At 64.7% G+C, this 18,128-nt stretch carries 16 protein-coding genes and 1 tRNA gene; 7 read left to right on the forward strand and 10 right to left on the reverse strand.

The window, feature by feature from the left end; all coding sequences use genetic code 11:
* Positions 1-11: 11 nt before the first annotated feature.
* Positions 12-320, reverse strand: coding sequence for a hypothetical protein (locus G6N36_RS05315; RefSeq protein ID WP_179964724.1), 309 nt, complete (start codon positions 318-320; stop codon positions 12-14).
* Positions 321-452: 132 nt separating this feature from the next.
* Here G6N36_RS05315 and G6N36_RS05320 point away from each other — a divergent pair, with 132 nt between their 5' ends.
* Genes G6N36_RS05320 through G6N36_RS05330 form a run of 3 tightly spaced genes read left to right on the forward strand, consistent with a single transcriptional unit; the run spans position 453 to position 2,816 of the window.
* Positions 453-1,487 (forward strand): YncE family protein, encoded by a 1,035-nt coding sequence (locus G6N36_RS05320; RefSeq protein ID WP_163685542.1) that lies wholly within the window; start codon positions 453-455, stop codon positions 1,485-1,487.
* A 5-nt stretch (positions 1,488-1,492) separates the two neighbouring features.
* Positions 1,493-1,741, forward strand: coding sequence for a DUF5703 family protein (locus G6N36_RS05325; protein WP_179964902.1), 249 nt, complete (start codon positions 1,493-1,495; stop codon positions 1,739-1,741).
* Between the two features lie 7 nt (positions 1,742-1,748).
* Entirely contained in the window at positions 1,749-2,816 is a 1,068-nt protein-coding gene (locus G6N36_RS05330; RefSeq protein ID WP_179964901.1) for a quinone-dependent dihydroorotate dehydrogenase, read from the forward strand.
* On the opposite strand, the gene G6N36_RS05335 is transcribed toward G6N36_RS05330, so the two are convergent.
* Both G6N36_RS05335 and G6N36_RS05340 read right to left on the reverse strand, forming a co-directional pair.
* Positions 2,813-3,343: a YbhB/YbcL family Raf kinase inhibitor-like protein gene (locus tag G6N36_RS05335; RefSeq protein WP_163685545.1), complete on the reverse strand. Its 531-nt coding sequence runs from the start codon at positions 3,341-3,343 to the stop codon at positions 2,813-2,815. The genes G6N36_RS05330 and G6N36_RS05335 overlap by 4 nt on opposite strands.
* Before the next feature lie 41 nt (positions 3,344-3,384).
* The gene (locus tag G6N36_RS05340; protein WP_163685546.1) at positions 3,385-4,728 is read right to left on the reverse strand and encodes a M20/M25/M40 family metallo-hydrolase; all 1,344 of its coding nucleotides are present in this window, start codon (positions 4,726-4,728) and stop codon (positions 3,385-3,387) included.
* A gap of 107 nt (positions 4,729-4,835) precedes the next feature.
* Between G6N36_RS05340 and G6N36_RS05345 the strand changes: the two genes are divergently transcribed.
* Together G6N36_RS05345 and G6N36_RS05350 are read left to right on the forward strand one after the other, a co-directional pair.
* Positions 4,836-4,921: transfer RNA gene (locus tag G6N36_RS05345), tRNA-Leu, on the forward strand.
* A 4-nt stretch (positions 4,922-4,925) separates the two neighbouring features.
* A complete protein-coding gene (locus G6N36_RS05350; RefSeq protein ID WP_163685547.1) occupies positions 4,926-5,546 on the forward strand; it encodes an FMN-binding negative transcriptional regulator in 621 nt (206 codons plus the stop codon).
* Here the strand turns inward: G6N36_RS05350 and G6N36_RS05355 are convergent.
* The 6 genes from G6N36_RS05355 to G6N36_RS05380 all read right to left on the reverse strand — a co-directional run bounded on the left by G6N36_RS05355 (position 5,543) and on the right by G6N36_RS05380 (position 14,343).
* Complete coding sequence (locus tag G6N36_RS05355; protein ID WP_163685548.1) at positions 5,543-9,307, reverse strand: bifunctional nitrate reductase/sulfite reductase flavoprotein subunit alpha; 3,765 nt, start codon at positions 9,305-9,307, stop codon at positions 5,543-5,545. The genes G6N36_RS05350 and G6N36_RS05355 overlap by 4 nt on opposite strands.
* A gap of 25 nt (positions 9,308-9,332) precedes the next feature.
* Positions 9,333-10,721: a NarK family nitrate/nitrite MFS transporter gene (locus tag G6N36_RS05360; RefSeq protein WP_163685549.1), complete on the reverse strand. Its 1,389-nt coding sequence runs from the start codon at positions 10,719-10,721 to the stop codon at positions 9,333-9,335.
* 209 nt (positions 10,722-10,930) lie between these two features.
* Entirely contained in the window at positions 10,931-11,323 is a 393-nt protein-coding gene (locus G6N36_RS05365; protein ID WP_163685550.1) for a universal stress protein, read from the reverse strand.
* On the reverse strand, positions 11,320-12,861 hold the full coding sequence (locus tag G6N36_RS05370; RefSeq protein ID WP_163690459.1) for a tripartite tricarboxylate transporter permease: 1,542 nt from the start codon (positions 12,859-12,861) through the stop codon (positions 11,320-11,322). The genes G6N36_RS05365 and G6N36_RS05370 overlap by 4 nt, the downstream gene beginning before the upstream one ends.
* A 1-nt stretch (position 12,862) precedes the next feature.
* Entirely contained in the window at positions 12,863-13,387 is a 525-nt protein-coding gene (locus G6N36_RS05375) for a tripartite tricarboxylate transporter TctB family protein (RefSeq protein WP_163685551.1), read from the reverse strand.
* The gene (locus tag G6N36_RS05380; RefSeq protein WP_163690461.1) at positions 13,384-14,343 is read right to left on the reverse strand and encodes a Bug family tripartite tricarboxylate transporter substrate binding protein; all 960 of its coding nucleotides are present in this window, start codon (positions 14,341-14,343) and stop codon (positions 13,384-13,386) included. The genes G6N36_RS05375 and G6N36_RS05380 overlap by 4 nt, the downstream gene beginning before the upstream one ends.
* A gap of 89 nt (positions 14,344-14,432) precedes the next feature.
* Here G6N36_RS05380 and G6N36_RS05385 point away from each other — a divergent pair, with 89 nt between their 5' ends.
* Both G6N36_RS05385 and G6N36_RS05390 read left to right on the forward strand, forming a co-directional pair.
* Positions 14,433-16,088, forward strand: coding sequence for a sensor histidine kinase (locus tag G6N36_RS05385; protein ID WP_163685552.1), 1,656 nt, complete (start codon positions 14,433-14,435; stop codon positions 16,086-16,088).
* Positions 16,081-16,746, forward strand: a complete 666-nt coding sequence (locus G6N36_RS05390; RefSeq protein ID WP_163685553.1) for a response regulator — start codon at positions 16,081-16,083, stop codon at positions 16,744-16,746. The genes G6N36_RS05385 and G6N36_RS05390 overlap by 8 nt, the downstream gene beginning before the upstream one ends.
* Here G6N36_RS05390 and G6N36_RS05395 read toward each other — a convergent pair.
* Complete coding sequence (locus G6N36_RS05395) at positions 16,732-18,018, reverse strand: HNH endonuclease (RefSeq protein WP_163685554.1); 1,287 nt, start codon at positions 18,016-18,018, stop codon at positions 16,732-16,734. The two genes, G6N36_RS05390 and G6N36_RS05395, sit on opposite strands and share 15 nt — an antisense overlap.
* Positions 18,019-18,128: the final 110 nt, after the last annotated feature.

Consider the following 18,128-nt stretch of genomic DNA (forward strand, 5'->3'; position numbering starts at 1 on the left):
GGGATGCTGCGTCAGCGGATGGGTCGCACCGGGTGCGCGTCGGCGACCGCGTCACGTACCGCCGCGGCCAGGCTCCGCCTGTCGGAGAGGTCGATGTCGATCAGCTTGCGGGTGCCGACCGCGACAATGTCCTCGCTTTGCGGAACCGGCCCGGTCAGCCGTGGGCGGTACACCTCAATCATCAGTGACTGGCGTTCGATGTGAAATGAGAAGCTCCGGCCATCGCCAACTTGGCCAAATCCACTAGCGTGTACACCAGTGGAAATGTCTTCTATAGCAAACTCTTGGCTTCCCAGTTCACGGTCTGCGGCAAGGGTCATGACATCGACCATAACTCGACTCATGCCGCTGAGACAGGCGGGCGCGAGAAGCTGCACGCGATATCTCGGTTCGGGGTCTGCCTAGACTGCAGGTCGAGACAAGATCCAATTCGCACGTCCGAGAGTTACCCCTTGCCGATTCGCGTAAACAGCAGACGTCCGGTTTTTCGCTTTTTGGCCATCGCATTGGCAATCGGCGGCGTTTCGGCGTGCACATCGACCCCTGTCGATGCGCCGCCACCGACGATCACCCCTGCTCAGGCCGCGGTTTCGCCGGCGGCGACGGGAAAACCGGACGGTTCGGTGGAACCGCTGCCCGACCATGCGATCGCCGCGATATTCGACGCGAAAACCGCGTCGTTGGCCGTGCTCAGCCCAAAATCCGCCGAGGAGTCTGTGGTCACAGTCCTCGGCGAGGTCGACGGCTCCCGCGTGATACCCCTACCGGGAAACGCCACCGCGATGACCGGAGACGACGAAGGTCTGCTGTACGCGTCGACGCGCGGAGGCTATTTCCGGGTCGACCTCGTCGAGGACACCGCGACGCTGGTCGATGTCGAGGGGCAGCAGGACACCGACTTCACCGCGATAGCGCGCCGCGAGGACGGCAGGTTGGTGCTCGGCAGCGCCGACGGCACCGTCTTCACGTTGAGCTCCGACACTGCTGTCGGCGCGCAGCTGAAGATCTTCGCCCGAGTGGATGATCTTGTCACACAAGGAAACACCGCCGTGGTGCTGGACCGTGGGCAGACCTCCGTGACCGCACTGTCAGAAGACGGCGCCAAGGGCGAACACGCACTGCGCGCCGGCGAGGGCGCGACCACGATGGCGGCGGACGACGCGGGCAGGGTCTTGGTGGCCGACACTCGCGGCGGCCAGCTGCTGGTGTACGGCGTCGATCCGCTGATCCTTCGCCAGGCATATCCGGTGCGGGACTCGCCGTATGGTCTGGCCGGAACTCCGACGCTGGCCTGGGTGTCGCAAACTGCATCGAACTCCGTGGTTGGCTACGATTTGTCAACCGGCATCCCCGTCGAGAAGGTGCGCTATCGAACCGTGCAACAGCCGAACTCCTTGGTATTCGATGAATCCTCCGGCACCCTCTACGTGGTGTCGGGCTCAGGGGCGGGCGTGCAGTTGATCCCGGGTGCTGCGGTGGGCTCGTGACGACGATGCAGCGCGGTCGGATGCCCGAGGGCTGGGACAACGATCTGTCCGACGATTACGAATGGATTCCGTTGCGGCTGCCGCCCGATCTGACGCGGATCAACGCCTCGACCCGGTTGTCGATCGAGGCGGAATACCGCGGATGGGAGCTGACCCGCGTGCGGCTGTACACCGATGGGTCGCGGCGGGTGCTGCTGCGTCGCAAGAAGTCTGCGGCCCGAGAAACCGTTGTCCCGGAGCAGCCTGCGCTGTGAGCTCATGATGTACCGCGCGCTGCAGCGGATGATGTTTCTGGTTGCGCCCGAACGCATTCACACTTGGATCTTCGCGCTGTTGCGGGCCGTCACCGCCTCGGCGGTGACGCGCCGTCCGCTGGCGCGATGGCTGGCGCCCCGCGACCCGGTATTGGCGAGCACGGTGTTCGGGGTGACGTTCCCGGCCCCGCTTGGCCTGGCCGCCGGATTCGACAAGGATGGCCTGGGGTTGAAGACCTGGGGCGCACTGGGTTTCGGTTACGCCGAAGTCGGCACCGTGACCGCGGTGGCGCAGCCGGGCAACCCGCAGCCGCGGATGTTCCGGCTGCCCGAGGACCGGGCCCTGCTCAACCGGATGGGATTCAACAACCACGGGGCCGGTGAGTTGGCCATTCAGCTCGCACGCCAAAGCCCCGAGGTGCCGATCGGCGTCAACATCGGCAAGACCAAGACCACCCCGGCCGAGTCGGCGGTCGAGGACTACGCCGAAAGTGCCCGCCTGCTCGGGCCGTTGGCGTCGTTCATGGTGGTGAACGTCAGCTCGCCGAACACGCCGGGTCTGCGCAATCTGCAGGCGGTCGAATCGCTGCGGCCCATTCTCGCGGCGGTCCAGGCGGAGACGACGACTCCCGTGCTGGTGAAGATCTCGCCCGATCTGACCGACGAGGAGATCGACGAGATCGCTGATCTTGCAGTCGAATTGGGATTGGCCGGTATCGTCGCCACCAACACCACGGTGTCACGAGCGGGACTGAAGACGCCGGGGGTCGACGAGCTGGGTTCGGGCGGTATCTCCGGAGCACCCCTCGCGCAGCGGTCCGCGGAGGTGCTGCGGCGGCTGTACCGGCGTGTGGGCGGCCGGCTGGTGCTCATCAGCGTCGGCGGCATCGAAACCGCAGAGGATGCCTGGGACCGTATCGTTTCGGGCGCATCACTGCTGCAGGGCTACACCGGCTTCATCTACGGCGGCGGGTTGTGGGCCAAGCGCATTCACGACGGCCTGGCTGACCGCCTGCACGACGGAGGTTTCGCGTCGTTGGCGGATGCGGTGGGCTCGGCCGTTCGCGAGAACTAGTTCTGCTCGTAGGTCCCGGTGATGATGGCGCGCGCGATCGCGTTCCCGAACAGGTTGAAGCCCAGATAAGCCGGGGTGGCCTCCGCTGGAAGGTCGAGCTTCTCCACACCGACGGCGTGTACGGCGACGATGTAGCGGTGGTGACCGTGGCCGGCGGGCGGGGCGGCGCCGATGAACCGCTTCGCGCCGGCGTCGTTGGCCAACGTGAGCGCATCACCGGGCAAACTGCTTCCATCGCCGGCACCGGCGGGCAGATCGGTCACGGTCGCGGGTAGGTTCGCGACGGCCCAATGCCAGAATCCCGACGCCGTCGGCGCATCTGGGTCATAGACGGTGACCGCGAAGCTGCGGGTCTCCTCGGGGAAGCCGGACCATGACAGCTGCGGTGAGATGTCGGATCCGCCGGCCCCCATGATGCCGCTGACCTGGTCGTTGGACCACGGCTGGCCGTCTTCGAACGACTGCGACGTCACCTTGAATGTTGGAAGCTGCGGCAGGAAGTCGTAGGGGTTGTAGTCGAACGCCATTTTCGATCCTTTCGAGTGGTCAGTCGTACGGTTTCAGCAGTTCAGCAGTTCAGCAGGAAATGTTCGAGAACCCGGGTGCCGAACGTCAATGCGTCAACGGGTACCCGTTCGTCCACGCCGTGGAACAGCGCGGCGAAGTCGAGGTCCGGCGGCAGTTTGAGCGGAGCGAAGCCGAAGCAGCGAATACCTAGGCGCGCAAAGTGTTTCGCGTCGGTACCGCCGGACAGCATGTACGGAACTGTGCGGGCGTCGGGATCCGCGGACAGGATCGCGGCGTTCATCGCGTCGAGCAGCTCCCCGTCGAAGCCGGTCTCGTAGGACGGCAGGTTGGTGATCCATTCGCGGGCGACGTCGGGGCCGATGATCTCGTCGACCTCGCGTTCGAAGGCGGCCAGTCGACCGGGCAGTACGCGGCAGTCGACCACCGCCTCGGCCGTGGCCGGGATGACGTTGGCCTTGTATCCCGCCTTGAGCATCGTCGGGTTGGCGGTGTCGCGCAGCGTCGCGCCGACGATGCGGGCGATCGGCCCGAGTTTGGCGATGGCGCCCTCGAGATCGGGTGAGTCGACGTCGAACGTGTAGCCGGTCTCGTCGGCGACGGCGGTCAGGAACTGCTCCACCGACTCGGTGAGGACCACCGGAAACTGGTGCCTGCCGAGCCTTGCGACTGCTTCGGCGACCGCGGTGACGGCGTTGTTGTCGTGAATCATCGACCCGTGGCCGGCACGCCCGCGCGCCGTCAGCCGCATCCACAGCATCGCCTTCTCGGCGGTCTCGATCAGATACAACGTCCGCTCACCGCCGTCACGGCGCGGGATCGTCAGGGAGAAACCGCCGACCTCGCCGATCGCCTCGGTGATGCCCTCGAAGAGGTCGGGACGGTTGTCGACCAGCCATTTGCAGCCGTAGTTGCCGCCCGCCTCCTCGTCGGAGACGAAGGCGAAGACGAGGTCACGTGGGGGGACGGTGCCCGAGCCTTTGAAGTGGCGGGCGACCGCGATCATCATCCCGACCATGTCTTTCATGTCGACCGCACCGCGACCCCAGACGTAGCCGTCCTCGACCGCGCCCGAGAACGGATGGACGCTCCAGTCGGCGGCTTCGGCGGGCACCACGTCGAGGTGCCCGTGCAGCATCAGGGCGCCGCGCCGGCGATCAGCCCCTTCCAGACGCGCGAACACGTTGGCGCGTCCGGGCGCACCGGCCTCGATCGTTTCGGTCTCGTAGCCGACTTCCTGCAGTTGTGCGGCCACCCAGGCGGCGCATTCGGCCTCGCCTTTGGTGGTTTCGGGCTCGCCGGTGTTCGACGTGTCGAAGCGGATGAGCGCGCTGACGAGATCAACGACCTCGGCTTCGGCTGCAGACGGAGGGCTCACAGTCACCATTCGTACCACTCGGCTTTCCCCACGGGCTGCGCCCCGCCCTAAGGTCGTGTCTCCCTTGGTTTGGGTCCGGCCTGGGTGATCCGATAACCTAAGCTGCCTTCGAACTGGTCCGAGTGGCGGAATGGCAGACGCGCTAGCTTGAGGTGCTAGTGCCCTATTAACGGGCGTGGGGGTTCAAGTCCCCCCTCGGACACAAGATGTATATCCCGTCTTTCAACCGGATCGATGACGACGGCGAGATTCGGCGCTTCGTAGCGGCGGCGAGATCGGCCGAGTTCGTCACGGTCGATCCTGACGGGGTTCCTGTCGCCACCCTGCTGCCGATCATGTGGGAGGGCGACGTCGTGTTGGCGCACATGGCGAAGGCCAACCCGCAGTGGAAGTCCATCGCTTCCGGCAGCCCGGCGCTGCTGATTGCTACGGGGGCGCAGGCCTACGTCAGCCCGTCCTGGTACGCCTCCAAGGCCGAGCACGGCCGGGTGGTCCCAACGTGGAACTACAGCGCCGTCCACCTGTCGGGGAGGGTGCGGGTGCACGAGGACAGGGAGTGGCTGCGCGACGTCGTCACCCGATTGACCGGTGTGCACGAGAACGTGCGTAGGGAGCCGTGGCACGTCAGCGACGCACCCGAGCACTACATCGACGGCCAACTCGGCGGAATCGTGGGGCTCGAGATCGCCGTCACCCGCGTCGAGGGCAAGGTGAAGCTGAGCCAGAACCGCTCAGAGGCCGACCGTCGTGGTGTGGTGGCCGGTTTGCTCGCTGAAAGTCGTTACGACGCGGCCGAAGTCGCGGCCGCGATGGAGCCGGATCTCTAGTACACGTCCCGCACGTATCGTTTCGCGGCCACGAGTTCGCGTTTGTAGTCGTGGGCCCGCTCGCGCGACATGCCGCCGTGTCTTTCGATGATCGTCGTCAACGCCGCATCGACGTCGCTGGCCATCCGGGACGCGTCGCCGCACACGTAGAAGTGTCCGCCGTCGTCGAGCCAGCGCCACACATCGGCGCCGCGATCGAGCATCTTGTGCTGGACATAGACCCTCTTGGCCTGGTCCCGGCTGAACGCGACATCGAGGCGGCTGAGGAAGCCGTCGCGGGCCATGTCCTCCAAATCGTCTCGGTAATAGAAGTTTTCGCTGCGATGTTGATCGCCGAAGAACAGCCAGTTGCGGCCTGCGTGGCCGAGCGCGCGACGTTCCTGCAGGAACCCGCGAAACGGCGCGATACCCGTTCCCGGACCCACCATGATCATTGGTGTTCCACTGTCTTCCGGTGGCCGGAAGTGCGGGGATCGTTGCAGGAACACCGGAGCCGTCGTCGCACGGTCGGCGAGGAAGGTCGAGCACACTCCCCCACGCCGGCCGCCGTCGGCGCCCCGGTAACGCACCACCGAGACCGTCAGCTGCACCTCGTGCGGGCTCACCAATGGGCTCGAGGATATCGAGTAGTTGCGCGGGGTCAACCGCACGAGCACCTCGAGCCACTGGTCAGGGTCGGCGTGCACGACGAATTCCTGTACGAGATCGAGTCCGTTGCGGCCGACGAGCCACTTGTCGAGCTTGTCCTTGCGGGCGCGTAGCGCCTTCGCGTCGCGACAGTTCTCCGTGATGAACCGCAGCAGGTCCGGTGTCACGCGGCAGAAGTCGTAACGTGATGTCAGCGCCTCGCGCATCGACTGCTCGGCGCCGTCGACGACGACGGTGTGCTCGCCGTGCATACCGGTGGCGGCCAGCCAGTCATCGACGGAGGCCGGATCGTTCGTCGGGTACACGCCGAGTGAGTCACCCGCCGCGTAGCTGACATCGAACCCGGAGATGTCAAAGCCGAACTGGCGCACCTCTTTTAGCGCCGACGGTGAGCTCAGCAAAATGTTCCTGCACAACGGAGCGACGATCGGATTCGCGCGGGTGAACGGTTCGGCGACGGTGGCGTGCGTCGAGGACACCGAGCGTCCCAGCAGGGCGGCGACCTGATCCACCCATCGGCTCATCGGTTCGTCGTCGTAAGCCTCGCATTCGACACGTTCGAGCAACCGTGCGGCACCCAGCGCGACCAACCGTGTGTCGACGGCCTTGGCGTAGCCGCAGAAGTTGTCGTACGCGCGGTCACCGAGGCCGAGAACCGCGTAGCGCACGCCCGTCAGCGTGGGAGCGTCCGGGGAGTTGAGCCGGGTCCAGAACTCGGCACCGTTGTCGGGCGGTCCGCCGTCGCCGAAAGTGCTGGTGATCATGAGAACGTCGCGCGTGGCGAGGTCGGCGAGGGCAATGTCGTTCATGTTGACCAGGTTCGTCGCGCCGATGGCGGCGGCCACCTTGCCCGCAAACTCCTCGGCGGTGCCGGTCTGCGACGCCCATAGCACGAGCGGTCCCTCGGTCAGTTCCGGAGGCGTCAACGGCTTGGTCTTGCGCAGCGGGGCGGCGAACGGTCGCAGGCTGACGGCGCAGGCCTTGAATTCGGGCTGCAGCGAGTCGGGGTCGACGGCGTCGTTGGTGAGTGCGTTGACCGTCAGATATTCACCGTGCTCATCGTTCCAGTGGAACGGCACGAAACACGTGCCCTGACGTACTCGATCGGTGACGATTGCGGGGAGGACGGCGCGACCGCGCCGCGTGCTGAGTTCGACGGGTTGATCGCCGACGATGTCAAGCGCAACCGCATCCGCTGGGTGGATCTCCACGAACGGTCCGCTGTTCAGTTTGTTGAGGGTGTCGACCTTGCCGGTCTTGGTCATGGTGTGCCACTGATGCTGCAGGCGGCCGGTATTGAGCACCATCGGGAAGTCGTCGTCCGGCAACTCGCGCGGATTCATGTGCGGTCGGGCGTGAAAGACCGCACGTCGCGACGGCGTCGGAAAGGCCAACTGTGGTGCGTGGCCGTTCTCGTCGACGAAGTAGTCCTGGCTGATGCCGTCGTTGAGGTAGCGGATCGGGTGGCGGTCGTTGTCGTCACCGGGTGGGCACGGCCATTGCAACGACGTCTCGCGCAGTCGCGCATAGCTCACACCGCGAAGGTCATAGCCGGTCTTCGGATTCGAGAAGTGGCGGATCTCCTCGAAGATCTGCTCGCTGGACTCGTAGGCAAAATACTCGCCGAATCCCAGATGCGTTGCGACCTGGCAAATCAACTGCCAATCCGGCCGTGCCTCCCCGCGCGGCGGCAGTGACTGCGCCAATAATGTGAAGTTGCGCTCGGAGTTCACCATCACGGCGTCGGACTCGGCCCACAACGAGGCGGGCAGCACGATGTCGGCGTATCGGTTGGTGGCGGTCTCGCGATAGGTGTCCTGCGTGATGACGAGGTCAGCGGCTTCCAGCCCGGCGATCACCGTCGCGCGATTAGCCACAGTGGCAACGGGATTGGTGCAGACGATCCAGCACGCCTTGATGCTGCCGTCGGCGAGCTGGCCGAACATGTCGATAGTGCCGGGTCCGACGTCGGTCCGGATGGTACCCGGCTCCAGTCCCCATTGCCGCTCGACGAAGGCCCGGTCGGCAGCCGAGAGGACAGAACGCTGGCCGGGCAAACCGGGCCCCATGTAACCCATTTCGCGGCCACCCATCGCATTGGGCTGCCCCGTCAGCGACATCGGGCCGCTACCGGGTCGGCAGATCGCGCCGGTGGCCAGGTGCAGGTTGCAGATCGCGTTGGTGTTCCACGTGCCGTGGGTGCTCTGGTTGAGCCCCATCGTCCAGCAGCTCATCCATTCACCTGCCTCGCCGATCATCTTCGCGGCGGTGCGGATGTCGTCTTCGGCGAGGCCGGTGATCTGGGCGACCACCTCGGGTGTGTAGTCGGCAAGGAAGGCGGGCATGGTGTCCCAGCCCTCGGTGTGGTCGGCGATGAAATCGGCGTCGACGTCGTCGTTTTCGACGAGCAGGTTCAGCAGACCGTTGAGCAGTGCGAGGTCGGTGCCGGGTCTGATTTGCAGGAAGAGGTCGGCGCGTTCGGCCGTGGCGGTGCGCCGCGGGTCGACGACGATCAGCTTGGCGCCGGACTTCAGCCGATCCACCATCCGCAGGTACAGGATCGGGTGGCAGTCGGCCATGTTGGAGCCGGTGACGAAGAACAGATCGGCACAGTCGAAGTCGGTGTACGACCCCGGTGGGCCGTCGGCGCCGAGCGACTGCTTGTAACCGGTTCCCGCACTTGCCATGCACAGCCGCGAGTTCGACTCGATGTGCACGGTGCGCAGAAAGCCCTTGGCCAGTTTGGTGGCCAGATACTGCGCTTCGATCGACATCTGGCCCGATACGTAGAGCGCGACCGCGTCGGGTCCGTGCTCGTCGACGATGCCGCGCAGCCGCTGTCCCGCCTCGGCGACCGCGTCGTCGACCGGTACGGGGACTGCCTCCTCGCCTCGAGCGGGCCGCAGCAGCGCCGAGGTCAGCCGGCCGTCGGTCGCGGCCATCATCTCGGCATGCGTCGACCCCTTGGTGCAGAGCCGGCCGAAGTTGGTGGGGTGCAGCTTGTCTCCAGAGACCCGCGCTATCACGGGCCGGCCGGTATCGGAGTCCGTCGTGGTGTGGACTTCGATACCGCAGCCGACTCCGCAATAGGAGCACGCCGTCCGGGTCGTCATGGGCTCAACGCCGACCGTCACCCATCTACACCCCTGCCTGCGCCATCCGGGTGCTCTTCCGAAGATAGAAGTACCAAGTGACCAGGAGCATCACGACAAAGACCGCGACGTAAAACTGGAGGGCCGGCTCGATGGTGCCGAACTGTGACTTCGACCATGCGTAGGCCAGCGGAACGACAAATCCTCCGAATGCGCCGACCGAAGAAATGATTCCCAACGCACCTGCGGCCTGCCGGCGCATCTGAACCATCGTCTCGGGAGCGCCGCCGGCGTCCTCGCCTTTCACCCGGAAGATCTTCGAGATCATCCGGTATGTAGAGCCGTTGCCTACGCCGGTGGCGATGAAGAGAAGCATGAAACTGACGAAGAACATCGGCATGTTCTTCGCCTGTACCGACCACAACCCTGCGGCAGCGCCGACAGCCAATGCCATGAAGGCGACCGCAGTGATCCGAGCGCCTCCCACTCGGTCGGAAAGCCAGCCTCCGAAAGGCCTGGCGACCGAGCCGATTCCAGCACCGAGGAAGGCCCACGCCAAGGCGATGTCACCGCGGTCGAACACCGTCTTCAGCAATGTCGGAAATGCCGCGGAATAGCCGATGAACGATCCGAACGTGCCGACGTACAGAAACGACATCACCCATGTGTCGGTGTGACGCAGCGACTGCCAAACGGGTCGGACATCTGCCTTTGCTTCGGAAAGATTGTCCATGAACAGATATGCGCAGACGGCGGCGGCCACGGCGAAGGGCACGTAGAAGAGACCGGCGTACGAAAGCGCGACTCCACCTCCGACGATGATCACCATCGGAATAACCTTCTGCACCACCGCGACCCCGATGTTTCCGCCCGCGGCGTTAAGTCCCAGTGCCCAGCCTTTCTCCTTCTCGGGGTAGAAGAAAGAGATGTTCGCCATCGATGATGCGAAGTTTCCGCCGCCGAAGCCGGCGGTGGCGGCTATCAACAGCAGGATTGCGAACGAGATGTCAGGGTTCGACACCGCCCACGCGAGTCCCAGACATGGGATCACCAGGAGCAGAGCGGATACCACTGTCCAGTTGCGACCTCCGAACACGGGGACCGCGAAGGTGTACGGAAGCCGTAGAAAGGCGCCGACACCGCTGGGCACGGCGACAAGCCACAAGGCTTCGGTTGCAGTGAGGGCGAATCCGGACGCGGCAGGGCTGCCGTCGCCCCCGGCTGTCATCTGGACCACCACGATGCTCCACAACAGCCACACGGAGAAGCCGATGTGTTCGGCGAAGATCGAAAAGATCAGATTGCGACGCGCGATCGGCTTGCCGGTCGTGTTCCAGAAAGCCGGGTCCTCGGGCCGCCAGTCGTCGATTAAATGCGGCCGCGAAGGGCGTGGCGGCGCGGCAACTGTGCTGGGTTCGGTACCCGTAACAGTCATCAAAACTCCTGTCAGAACGTGAAGGTCAGCGATAGGTATCGCTCATGAACTTCGGTCGCCCTGACCGTATGAATCGCCTGTTACGGGTCTTGTCGGTCGCTGTTACGCCGCGGGAAAGTTGTCCTCATCGGCTCACAGCGAGCAATGTCAGTAGTGAGACTCATGACTGACTTCAGATGGAAATAAACCCGCAACAAGTGCGGTGCAGATCACAGTCCCTCCGGTTTGACCGCCAGCACCGGTTTCGGGCATTCGAGCAGCACGTGCTGCGACACGCTGCCCAGTAGTAGCTTTCCTACCGGACTGCGGTGCCGGATGCCGATGACCAGCAGTTCGGCGTCATCGCGGCGCATGGCTGTAAGCAGTTCCTCGGCGGTGTCCACCCCGACGGGCTGGGTGAGCTCGAATTGGACCCCGCACTCGCTGAGGTGCCGCTCGACGTCGTGCACTTCGTCGGACTGCGCGAATCGAGGGTCGGAGTAAGCCTCCCCCGATGTCGAATTGATGACCAGCAGCGTGGTGCCGCGGAGTTTCGCCTCGGCGATTCCGTGTTCGAGCGCGGCACGGCCGAACGCGTCCGCGCTGTATCCGACGACGATCATGACTGGGCCGCCTTCTCGCGTTGGTCCTTGTCGTCCTCGACGATGAGCAGGGTTTCCTCGCTACGGTGCAAAAGTTTGAGTATCAGTGGCATGAGCAGCAGGATCACCATCAGCACGTACACGACGATCGCGACGGGCTCGGTGAACAGGCTGGTCCAGTCGCCGCCGCCGAGCTGCAGGCTCTGCCGGAGTTGACGTTCGATGCGCGGGCCGAGGATGACGCCGATGATGAGCGGGAGCACCGGTAGCCCGAACCTGCGCATCATCAGGCCGAGGAGTCCGAACACCAACAGCAGCGCGAGATCCAGCGGCTGTACGTTCACCGCGAGTGCACCGAGGCAGGCGAAGAACAGGATGCCGGCGTAGAGGTAGGGCCGCGGTGTGCGTAAGAGCTTGGCCCACAGCGGCGCCAACGGAAGGTTGAGTAGCAGCAGGAGCAGGTTGCCGATGAAGAGACTGGCGATCAGCGTCCAGATCAGCAGCGGCTCCTTCTCGAACAACGTGGGGCCGGGCTGGATTCCGTACGAGACGAACGCCGTCAGAATGACCGCAGCGGTGGCGTTGGTGGGCAGACCGAGCGACAGCATCGGCACGAGAGTGCCTGCGGCCGAGGCATTGTTGGCAGCCTCTGGGCCCGCGACACCCTCGATGGCGCCCTTGCCGAACTCCTCTTTGTGCTTCGAGAGTCTTTTCTCCGTGATGTAGGACAGGAATGTCGGCAGTTCCGCGCCACCGGCGGGCAGCGCGCCGAACGGGAAGCCGTAGGCGGTGCCGCGCAACCACGGTTTCCAGGACCGCTGCCAGTCGCTCTTGCCCATCCAGGGCCTGCCGACGGGGATGACGTCCGCGGGCCGGCGACGCAGATGTGCTGCGACCCATAGAGCTTCGCCGACCGCGAAGATGGCGACCGCGATGATCACGATGTCGATGCCGTCGGACAGCAGCGGGATGCCGAATGTGGCACGCGGCTGCCCGGTGAGGAAGTCGATGCCGACCACGCCGATCGCCAAGCCGAGGAACAGCGAGATGGCGCCGCGCAGCTTAGAGGATCCCAGCACCGCGGTGACGGCGACGAGAGCGAACAGCATTATCGCCAGATACGACGGAGCGCCAAGAGTCACCGCGAAACGGGAGATCGGCGGCGCGAAGGCAGCCAGTAGTGCGGTGCCGATCGTGCCGGCCACGAATGATCCGATGGCGGCGGTGGCCAACGCTTGGGCGGCACGCCCAGCCTTCGCCATCTTGTTGCCCTCGATCGCCGTGATGACCGATGAGGACTCCCCCGGTGTGTTCAACAAGATCGAGGTCGTGGAACCGCCGTACATTCCGCCGTAGAAGATGCCTGCGAACATGATGAAGGCCGCACTCGGGCTGACGTTGTAGGTGATGGGCAACAGCAGCGCGACGGTCATCGCCGGCCCGATGCCGGGCAGGACGCCGACCGCGGTGCCCAGCAGCACACCGATGACGGCGTACAGCAGATTCATCGGGGTCGCGGCCTGCTCGAACCCCTGGATCAGCCAGTCAAGATTGTCCATGTCAGAGGATTCCATCCAGAATGCCTGCGGGCAAAGGGATTCCAAGCCCGGAATAGAACGCGTAGAAACTGCCGACTGAGAGCACCGCGCCGATGACGATGTTGCGGACGTAATGCTTACTGCCCAGGACTGTCGCGGTCCCCGCGAACAGCAGAGCGCCGGTGATCGCCCAGCCCAGCGGCGTCACGAGCAGGATCGTGGCGACGAAGATACCGACGAGCAGGCCCACGGTACGCCAGTCAGCCGGAGCGTCAGGGTCGACGTCCTCACCGGCGTCCGCCTCCCCCACCGACCCGCGCGGGATCGCGATGGCCAACACGATTGCCAGAGCGATCAATACGACGCCGATGACGACGGGGAACATCTTCGGGCCTACAGGGTCGACCTTCGCAAAGCCCGCCTCGAGGGTGAGCGCGTCGTAGATCACGAATGCGCCGACCGCGACGAGCACGGCACAGACGAGGTACTGCGCTTTGTCTGTTCGTTTCTCGGGCGATGCGGTCACTGCATCGTCGGTCGTCGTCATAGCAGCCCCAGCTCGGTCAGGGTCGTGGAGACCCGGTTGTCTTGTTCTACGAGAAACTCTTCGAACGCTTCGCCTGTCATGAACGCGTCGGTCCAGCCGTTCTTCACCAGCGCGTCTTTCCACCCCTGGGTGGCGTGGAGGTCTTCGAGCGCCTTGATCATCGATCTCCTGGCGTCGTCGGAAATGCCCGGCGGCGCAAGGACTCCGCGCCAGTTGGCGAAGGTCATGTCGATGCCCGACTCCTTGAGGGTCGGGGCGTCGATGCCTTCGACCCGCTCATCGCTGGACACGGCGAGCACGCGCAATTGGCCGGCGTCGATCTGATCGATGAGCTCGCCGGGACTCGACGAACCGACCGTGATCTTCTTGCCGAGCAGTGCGGTCAGCAGATCGCCGCCGCCGTCATAGGTGACGAAGTTCACCGATTTCGGGTCGATGCCGACCGTTTTCGCGAGTTCCATGGGGAACAGATGGTCCGGTCCACCCGGCGACGAACCGCCGCCGATCGTGACTTTGGCGGGATCGGCTTTCCAGGCTGCGACGAAGTCCTGCACGGTTTTGAAGGGTGAATCGGCGGGAACGAAAATCGCTCCGGGATCCTCGATCAACTTCGCGAGCGCGGTCGCATCGGACGCCTTGATCTTCGATCCATTGGTGTACGTGGCGCCGACGACACCCAGGCCCATCGTCATCATGAGGTCGTCGTTGCCCTTTTCGTTCATCAGCCGGGCCATCGCCACGGTGCCACCGGCGCCGAGCACATTGAAGACTTCGACCCGACCGGTGATGTCGTCGTCCTGCATGATCTTCACCGCGGTCCGCGCGGTCAGGTCGTAGCCGCCGCCGGGGCTGTTGGGCACCATCATGCGCAGCCGGTGCAGGCCGAGTTCGCCGCTGTCGCGGGTGACGCCGCAGGCTGTCACCAAAAGTGCGGCGATCAGGACGATGACGATCATCGGCCGGGTGTGCTTGGTCTTCACGTCGTTCCCCAGTCTCTTGTGATGCTCAGCAATACTGGACCCCAACAGTGACCTGAGTCACTGATATGGACGCAAAGGACGTTTTGGTCGTTGTGAAACTTCTCCGCTCACCGACGCGAGGCTTCCGCAGCCTGGCGGGCCAGTTCCTGGTCTTTCAATTGCTGGTCGTCGCCATCGTGCTGATCGCGGTGGCGGCGGTGTCGTTGGCGCAGTCGACGCGGGAGTTCCGAGAGGTGCGTGGCGCTCGGATGATCGCTGTCGCCGAGAACATGGCGTCCACGCCGATCGTGCGCGACAGGTATGCCGACCCTGGAGCCGCCACGATGCTGGCGCCGGAGGTAGACCGTGCGGTGGCGCTGTCGGGTGCGGGGCTCGCAGAGATCATCGACCCGGGTGGCACGGTGCGGGTGTCGTCGGATCCGTCGCGCATCGGCACGCAGGTCGACCTGGGGCCGACGAGGGCGGACGAAGGGCGGGCCTGGTTCGGCGATCTGACGATCGACGGGGTGCACAGCCTCGTGGGCGAGGTGCCCATCCTCGCCGACACCGGCGACGTGGTGTCGGTGGCGTCGGTCAGCGAGCGTTATCCGTCGGTGTGGGAGTTGATGGGCGCGTCCGGGGAGCGCGTGCTGTTCTATCTCGGCTTGGGCGCAGCGCTGGGCCTGCTCGCATCGTGGCTGCTGTCGAGGCGGATCAAACGGCACACCCGTGGGTTGGAGATTGCTGAGATCGCCGGGCTTGCGGATCATCGGGAAGCGTTGTTGCACAGCATTCGCGAGGGCGTCGTCGCGGTGAACAACGAGGGCGACATCACGCTGCTCAACGACAGCGCGCAGGATCTGCTGGGGGTGACCGACGATGCGGTGGGGCGTCCGGTGGACAGCGTGGGGCTGGATCCCGCCGTCGTCGACTTCTTGCTGTCGGGTGAGGACGGCCAGTCCGCAGGCGATACTGTGATCGTCACGCGGACAAGGGTGCTGGCGTTGAACCGGAGGGCGGCGACGAGCCAGGGTCAGCAAATCGGCACGGTCACGACGATGCGTGACAGTACCGAGCTCGCGGCTCTGCAGGGGCAGCTGTCGTCGCACAAAAGCGTGACGGACACGTTGCGCGCTCAGACGCACGAATTCGCGAACCAGCTGCACACCATCTCTGGCTTGGTCCAGCTGGGTGAATACGATTCGGTGCGTGATCTGGTGGGCACTTTGACACGACGGCGCGCAGAAATCAGCGATGCAGTGACGCAACGTATTTCCGATCCCGCCGTGGCGGCTTTGTTGATCGCGAAGACGACGCTGGCGGCCGAGAGCGGGGTGTCGCTCGAGATCGGCCCGGAGTCGCATCTGGCGGCGTTGCCGCCCGCGCTGGCGACCGACGTGATCACATTGCTGGGCAATCTCATCGACAATGCGGTCGATGTGTCGGTGGGGTCGAACTCGGCTCGGGTCACGGTCAGCATCGGTGACCGTGCGGGGTTGACGATCTCTGTCGCGGACTCGGGGCCGGGTGTGCCCGAGCATCTTCGGGAGTCGATCTTTGCGCGGGGCGTGACCTCCAAGTCTGAGGTCCCCGGCGGGCGGGGTATCGGGCTGGCACTGGTGCGGATCGTGACGTCGCAGCACGGCGGAACGGTGCAGGTGACCGACGACCCGGTGGGTGGCGCACTTTTCGTAGTGAGGCTGCCGGCGAGCGTCGTTGCCGAGAAGGCCGCCCATGCGTGACGTGCTGATCGTCGACGACGACTTCATGGTGGCCGAGATCCATCGGCGATTTGTCGAACAGGTAGATGGCTTTCGGGCGACCGGGGTAACGCGAACGGGGACGGAAGCGCTGACCGCGGTAAACGACTTGCAGCCCGACCTGGTGCTACTGGACGTGTATCTGCCGGATATGACGGGCCTGGAGGTGCTGCAGCGATTGCGGTCGGATCGAAACCTGGTCGGCGTCATCATGATCACCGCGGCGCGGGAGTTGGACACCGTCAAAGGTGCCTTGGACGGTGGGGCCGCCGATTTCCTGATCAAGCCGTTCGAGTTTCCGCAATTCAGGGCGAAGTTGGAGGCGTTCGCGGCACGGGCGGACACCCTGGAGTCCGCCGGTGGGATCGACCAGTCGCTGGTCGACTCCTTGTTTGGTCGGCCCGGAGGGACGACACAGGCCCTGCCGAAGGGCCTGGGCGCCGAGACGGGCCGGCTGGTGCTGGACGCGGTCCGCAGCGCCGGCGAGGTCTCTGCGGCCGAGTGCGCGGATCTGGTCGGGATTTCGCGAGTTAGCGCGCGGCGCTATCTCGAGCATTATCTGAGCACGGAGGTACTGGAGTTGCGATTGCAGTATGGCGCAGGCAGACCCGAGCGGCGGTATCACTTACGCGGCGTGTAGATCAGCGAGCTCGATGCCGATTCTGACTTCGACTTCGCTCACGGTGACCAATCGAGATCCTGGCAGTGGTGGCGCCGTCGAGCGGTAGTGCGCACCGGTGGGCGTCACGAATTCGGCCGTATGGACTCCGTCTGCCTCACAGGTGTTCACCTCCCAGCCGGGTGACTCCTTGACGTAGTTGCAGTGTGCGCACATGCCCAGGCCATTGAGTGCATGAGTTGGTCCCCCGCGACTCTTGGGCACGGCGTGATCCCGATGCCGAATCGGGGCATCGCAATACGGCGTTCGACAGGTTCGATCTCGCAACGCGATGAATTTCGCCAATCCCTTCGGGAAGCATCGTGACCGCGATTCCATCGCCACCAGCGATCCAGACTTGGGATGGCGGTAGAGCCGTCGCAAGGTGGCCTTCGACCGATCATCGCCGACTGCATCGTCGACCAGCTTGCGAGCGATCTCGGCGGGTATAGGCCCGTAGCCTTCGACCACGGCTGCGCAGTTGTCATCACCGAACAACGCTTGATCCGACATCACGAGGTTGACCGCAACTGGCTCGGGAGTCTCAGCCGATCGACCGGTGACGCGTTCCGTCAGGGTGTCGGCCATGACCTGGCCCCGGGTCCGGTCGTCGAATGTCGTGTCGGCGGCGCGTTTTAGTGCCGCGTAGACACTCACACCCTGCTTGACCGGCAACAGTGCGGTCACCACCGTCATGGCGTCAGGCGCAGGACGGATACTCACGAAGCGGTCCGCCTCCGCTCTGGCTGCCCGGTCCACCACCGCCTGGACGTTCAGCCGGCAGGCGATGTCTTTGGCATCGGCGGTGATGCGAGAGTTGCCTTTCCCGTCGAGATTGCTGATATCTGCGCACATTTCGGCATCCAGCGTCCGACGGTCCTCAATGCTGAGGCATGCGGACTCGCGAACAATCAGCGTCGCGCGCCATTCTGATAGCGCGCCGCATTCCAAGGCGGCCAGCGTGCACGGCATTTCGCCCACCAGAGCTTTGGCGAAGCCAAGATGCCGGTTCCCGCACGACGGGGAATCGCGCCGCGCTAACGCGACTTCGCTGCACAGGCCTCTGCCTCGTTGTTTCGCCGGCACCCCCGCCGCGGCCTCCTCCCCACGACGACGCTTATCCAGTGCAGCAGTTGCGCGGGCCTGACCGGCCGCAGCAGCCGCCTTCAACCGCTCAAAGTCCGCGATCTCAGCGATCAACTCAGCCTCATCCGCGAGCGGATCGACCGAGGTCAACGCAGTGATATCGAACATGTGTTCGACACTACTCGGTCACTGTGACATTGATTCCGTTAAACGGGTTCGGGTGAGGATGGTCTTGCTCGTTCGCCGCCGGTGATGACTCGGCCTCTGACTGGCGCCCT

Origin of the sequence: Mycolicibacterium gadium, from assembly GCF_010728925.1 — a bacterium.
GTDB classification, from domain to species: domain Bacteria; phylum Actinomycetota; class Actinomycetes; order Mycobacteriales; family Mycobacteriaceae; genus Mycobacterium; species Mycobacterium gadium.

Coding starts and splice junctions, on each gene's coding strand:
- G6N36_RS05325 (WP_179964902.1), top strand. CDS start 1,493: ATGCAGCGCGGTCGGATGCCCGAGGGCTGGGACAACGATCTGTCCGAC.
- G6N36_RS05395 (WP_163685554.1), bottom strand. CDS start 18,018: ATGTTCGATATCACTGCGTTGACCTCGGTCGATCCGCTCGCGGATGAG.
- G6N36_RS05340 (WP_163685546.1), bottom strand. CDS start 4,728: ATGGTGACTGTGAGCCCTCCGTCTGCAGCCGAAGCCGAGGTCGTTGAT.
- G6N36_RS05375 (WP_163685551.1), bottom strand. CDS start 13,387: ATGACGACGACCGACGATGCAGTGACCGCATCGCCCGAGAAACGAACA.
- G6N36_RS05330 (WP_179964901.1), top strand. CDS start 1,749: ATGTACCGCGCGCTGCAGCGGATGATGTTTCTGGTTGCGCCCGAACGC.
- G6N36_RS05350 (WP_163685547.1), top strand. CDS start 4,926: ATGTATATCCCGTCTTTCAACCGGATCGATGACGACGGCGAGATTCGG.
- G6N36_RS05385 (WP_163685552.1), top strand. CDS start 14,433: ATGGACGCAAAGGACGTTTTGGTCGTTGTGAAACTTCTCCGCTCACCG.
- G6N36_RS05380 (WP_163690461.1), bottom strand. CDS start 14,343: ATGATCGTCATCGTCCTGATCGCCGCACTTTTGGTGACAGCCTGCGGC.
- G6N36_RS05360 (WP_163685549.1), bottom strand. CDS start 10,721: ATGACTGTTACGGGTACCGAACCCAGCACAGTTGCCGCGCCGCCACGC.
- G6N36_RS05355 (WP_163685548.1), bottom strand. CDS start 9,307: ATGACGACCCGGACGGCGTGCTCCTATTGCGGAGTCGGCTGCGGTATC.
- G6N36_RS05370 (WP_163690459.1), bottom strand. CDS start 12,861: ATGGACAATCTTGACTGGCTGATCCAGGGGTTCGAGCAGGCCGCGACC.
- G6N36_RS05315 (WP_179964724.1), bottom strand. CDS start 320: ATGACCCTTGCCGCAGACCGTGAACTGGGAAGCCAAGAGTTTGCTATA.
- G6N36_RS05335 (WP_163685545.1), bottom strand. CDS start 3,343: ATGGCGTTCGACTACAACCCCTACGACTTCCTGCCGCAGCTTCCAACA.
- G6N36_RS05390 (WP_163685553.1), top strand. CDS start 16,081: ATGCGTGACGTGCTGATCGTCGACGACGACTTCATGGTGGCCGAGATC.
- G6N36_RS05365 (WP_163685550.1), bottom strand. CDS start 11,323: ATGATCGTCGTCGGATACAGCGCGGACGCGTTCGGCCGTGCCGCGCTC.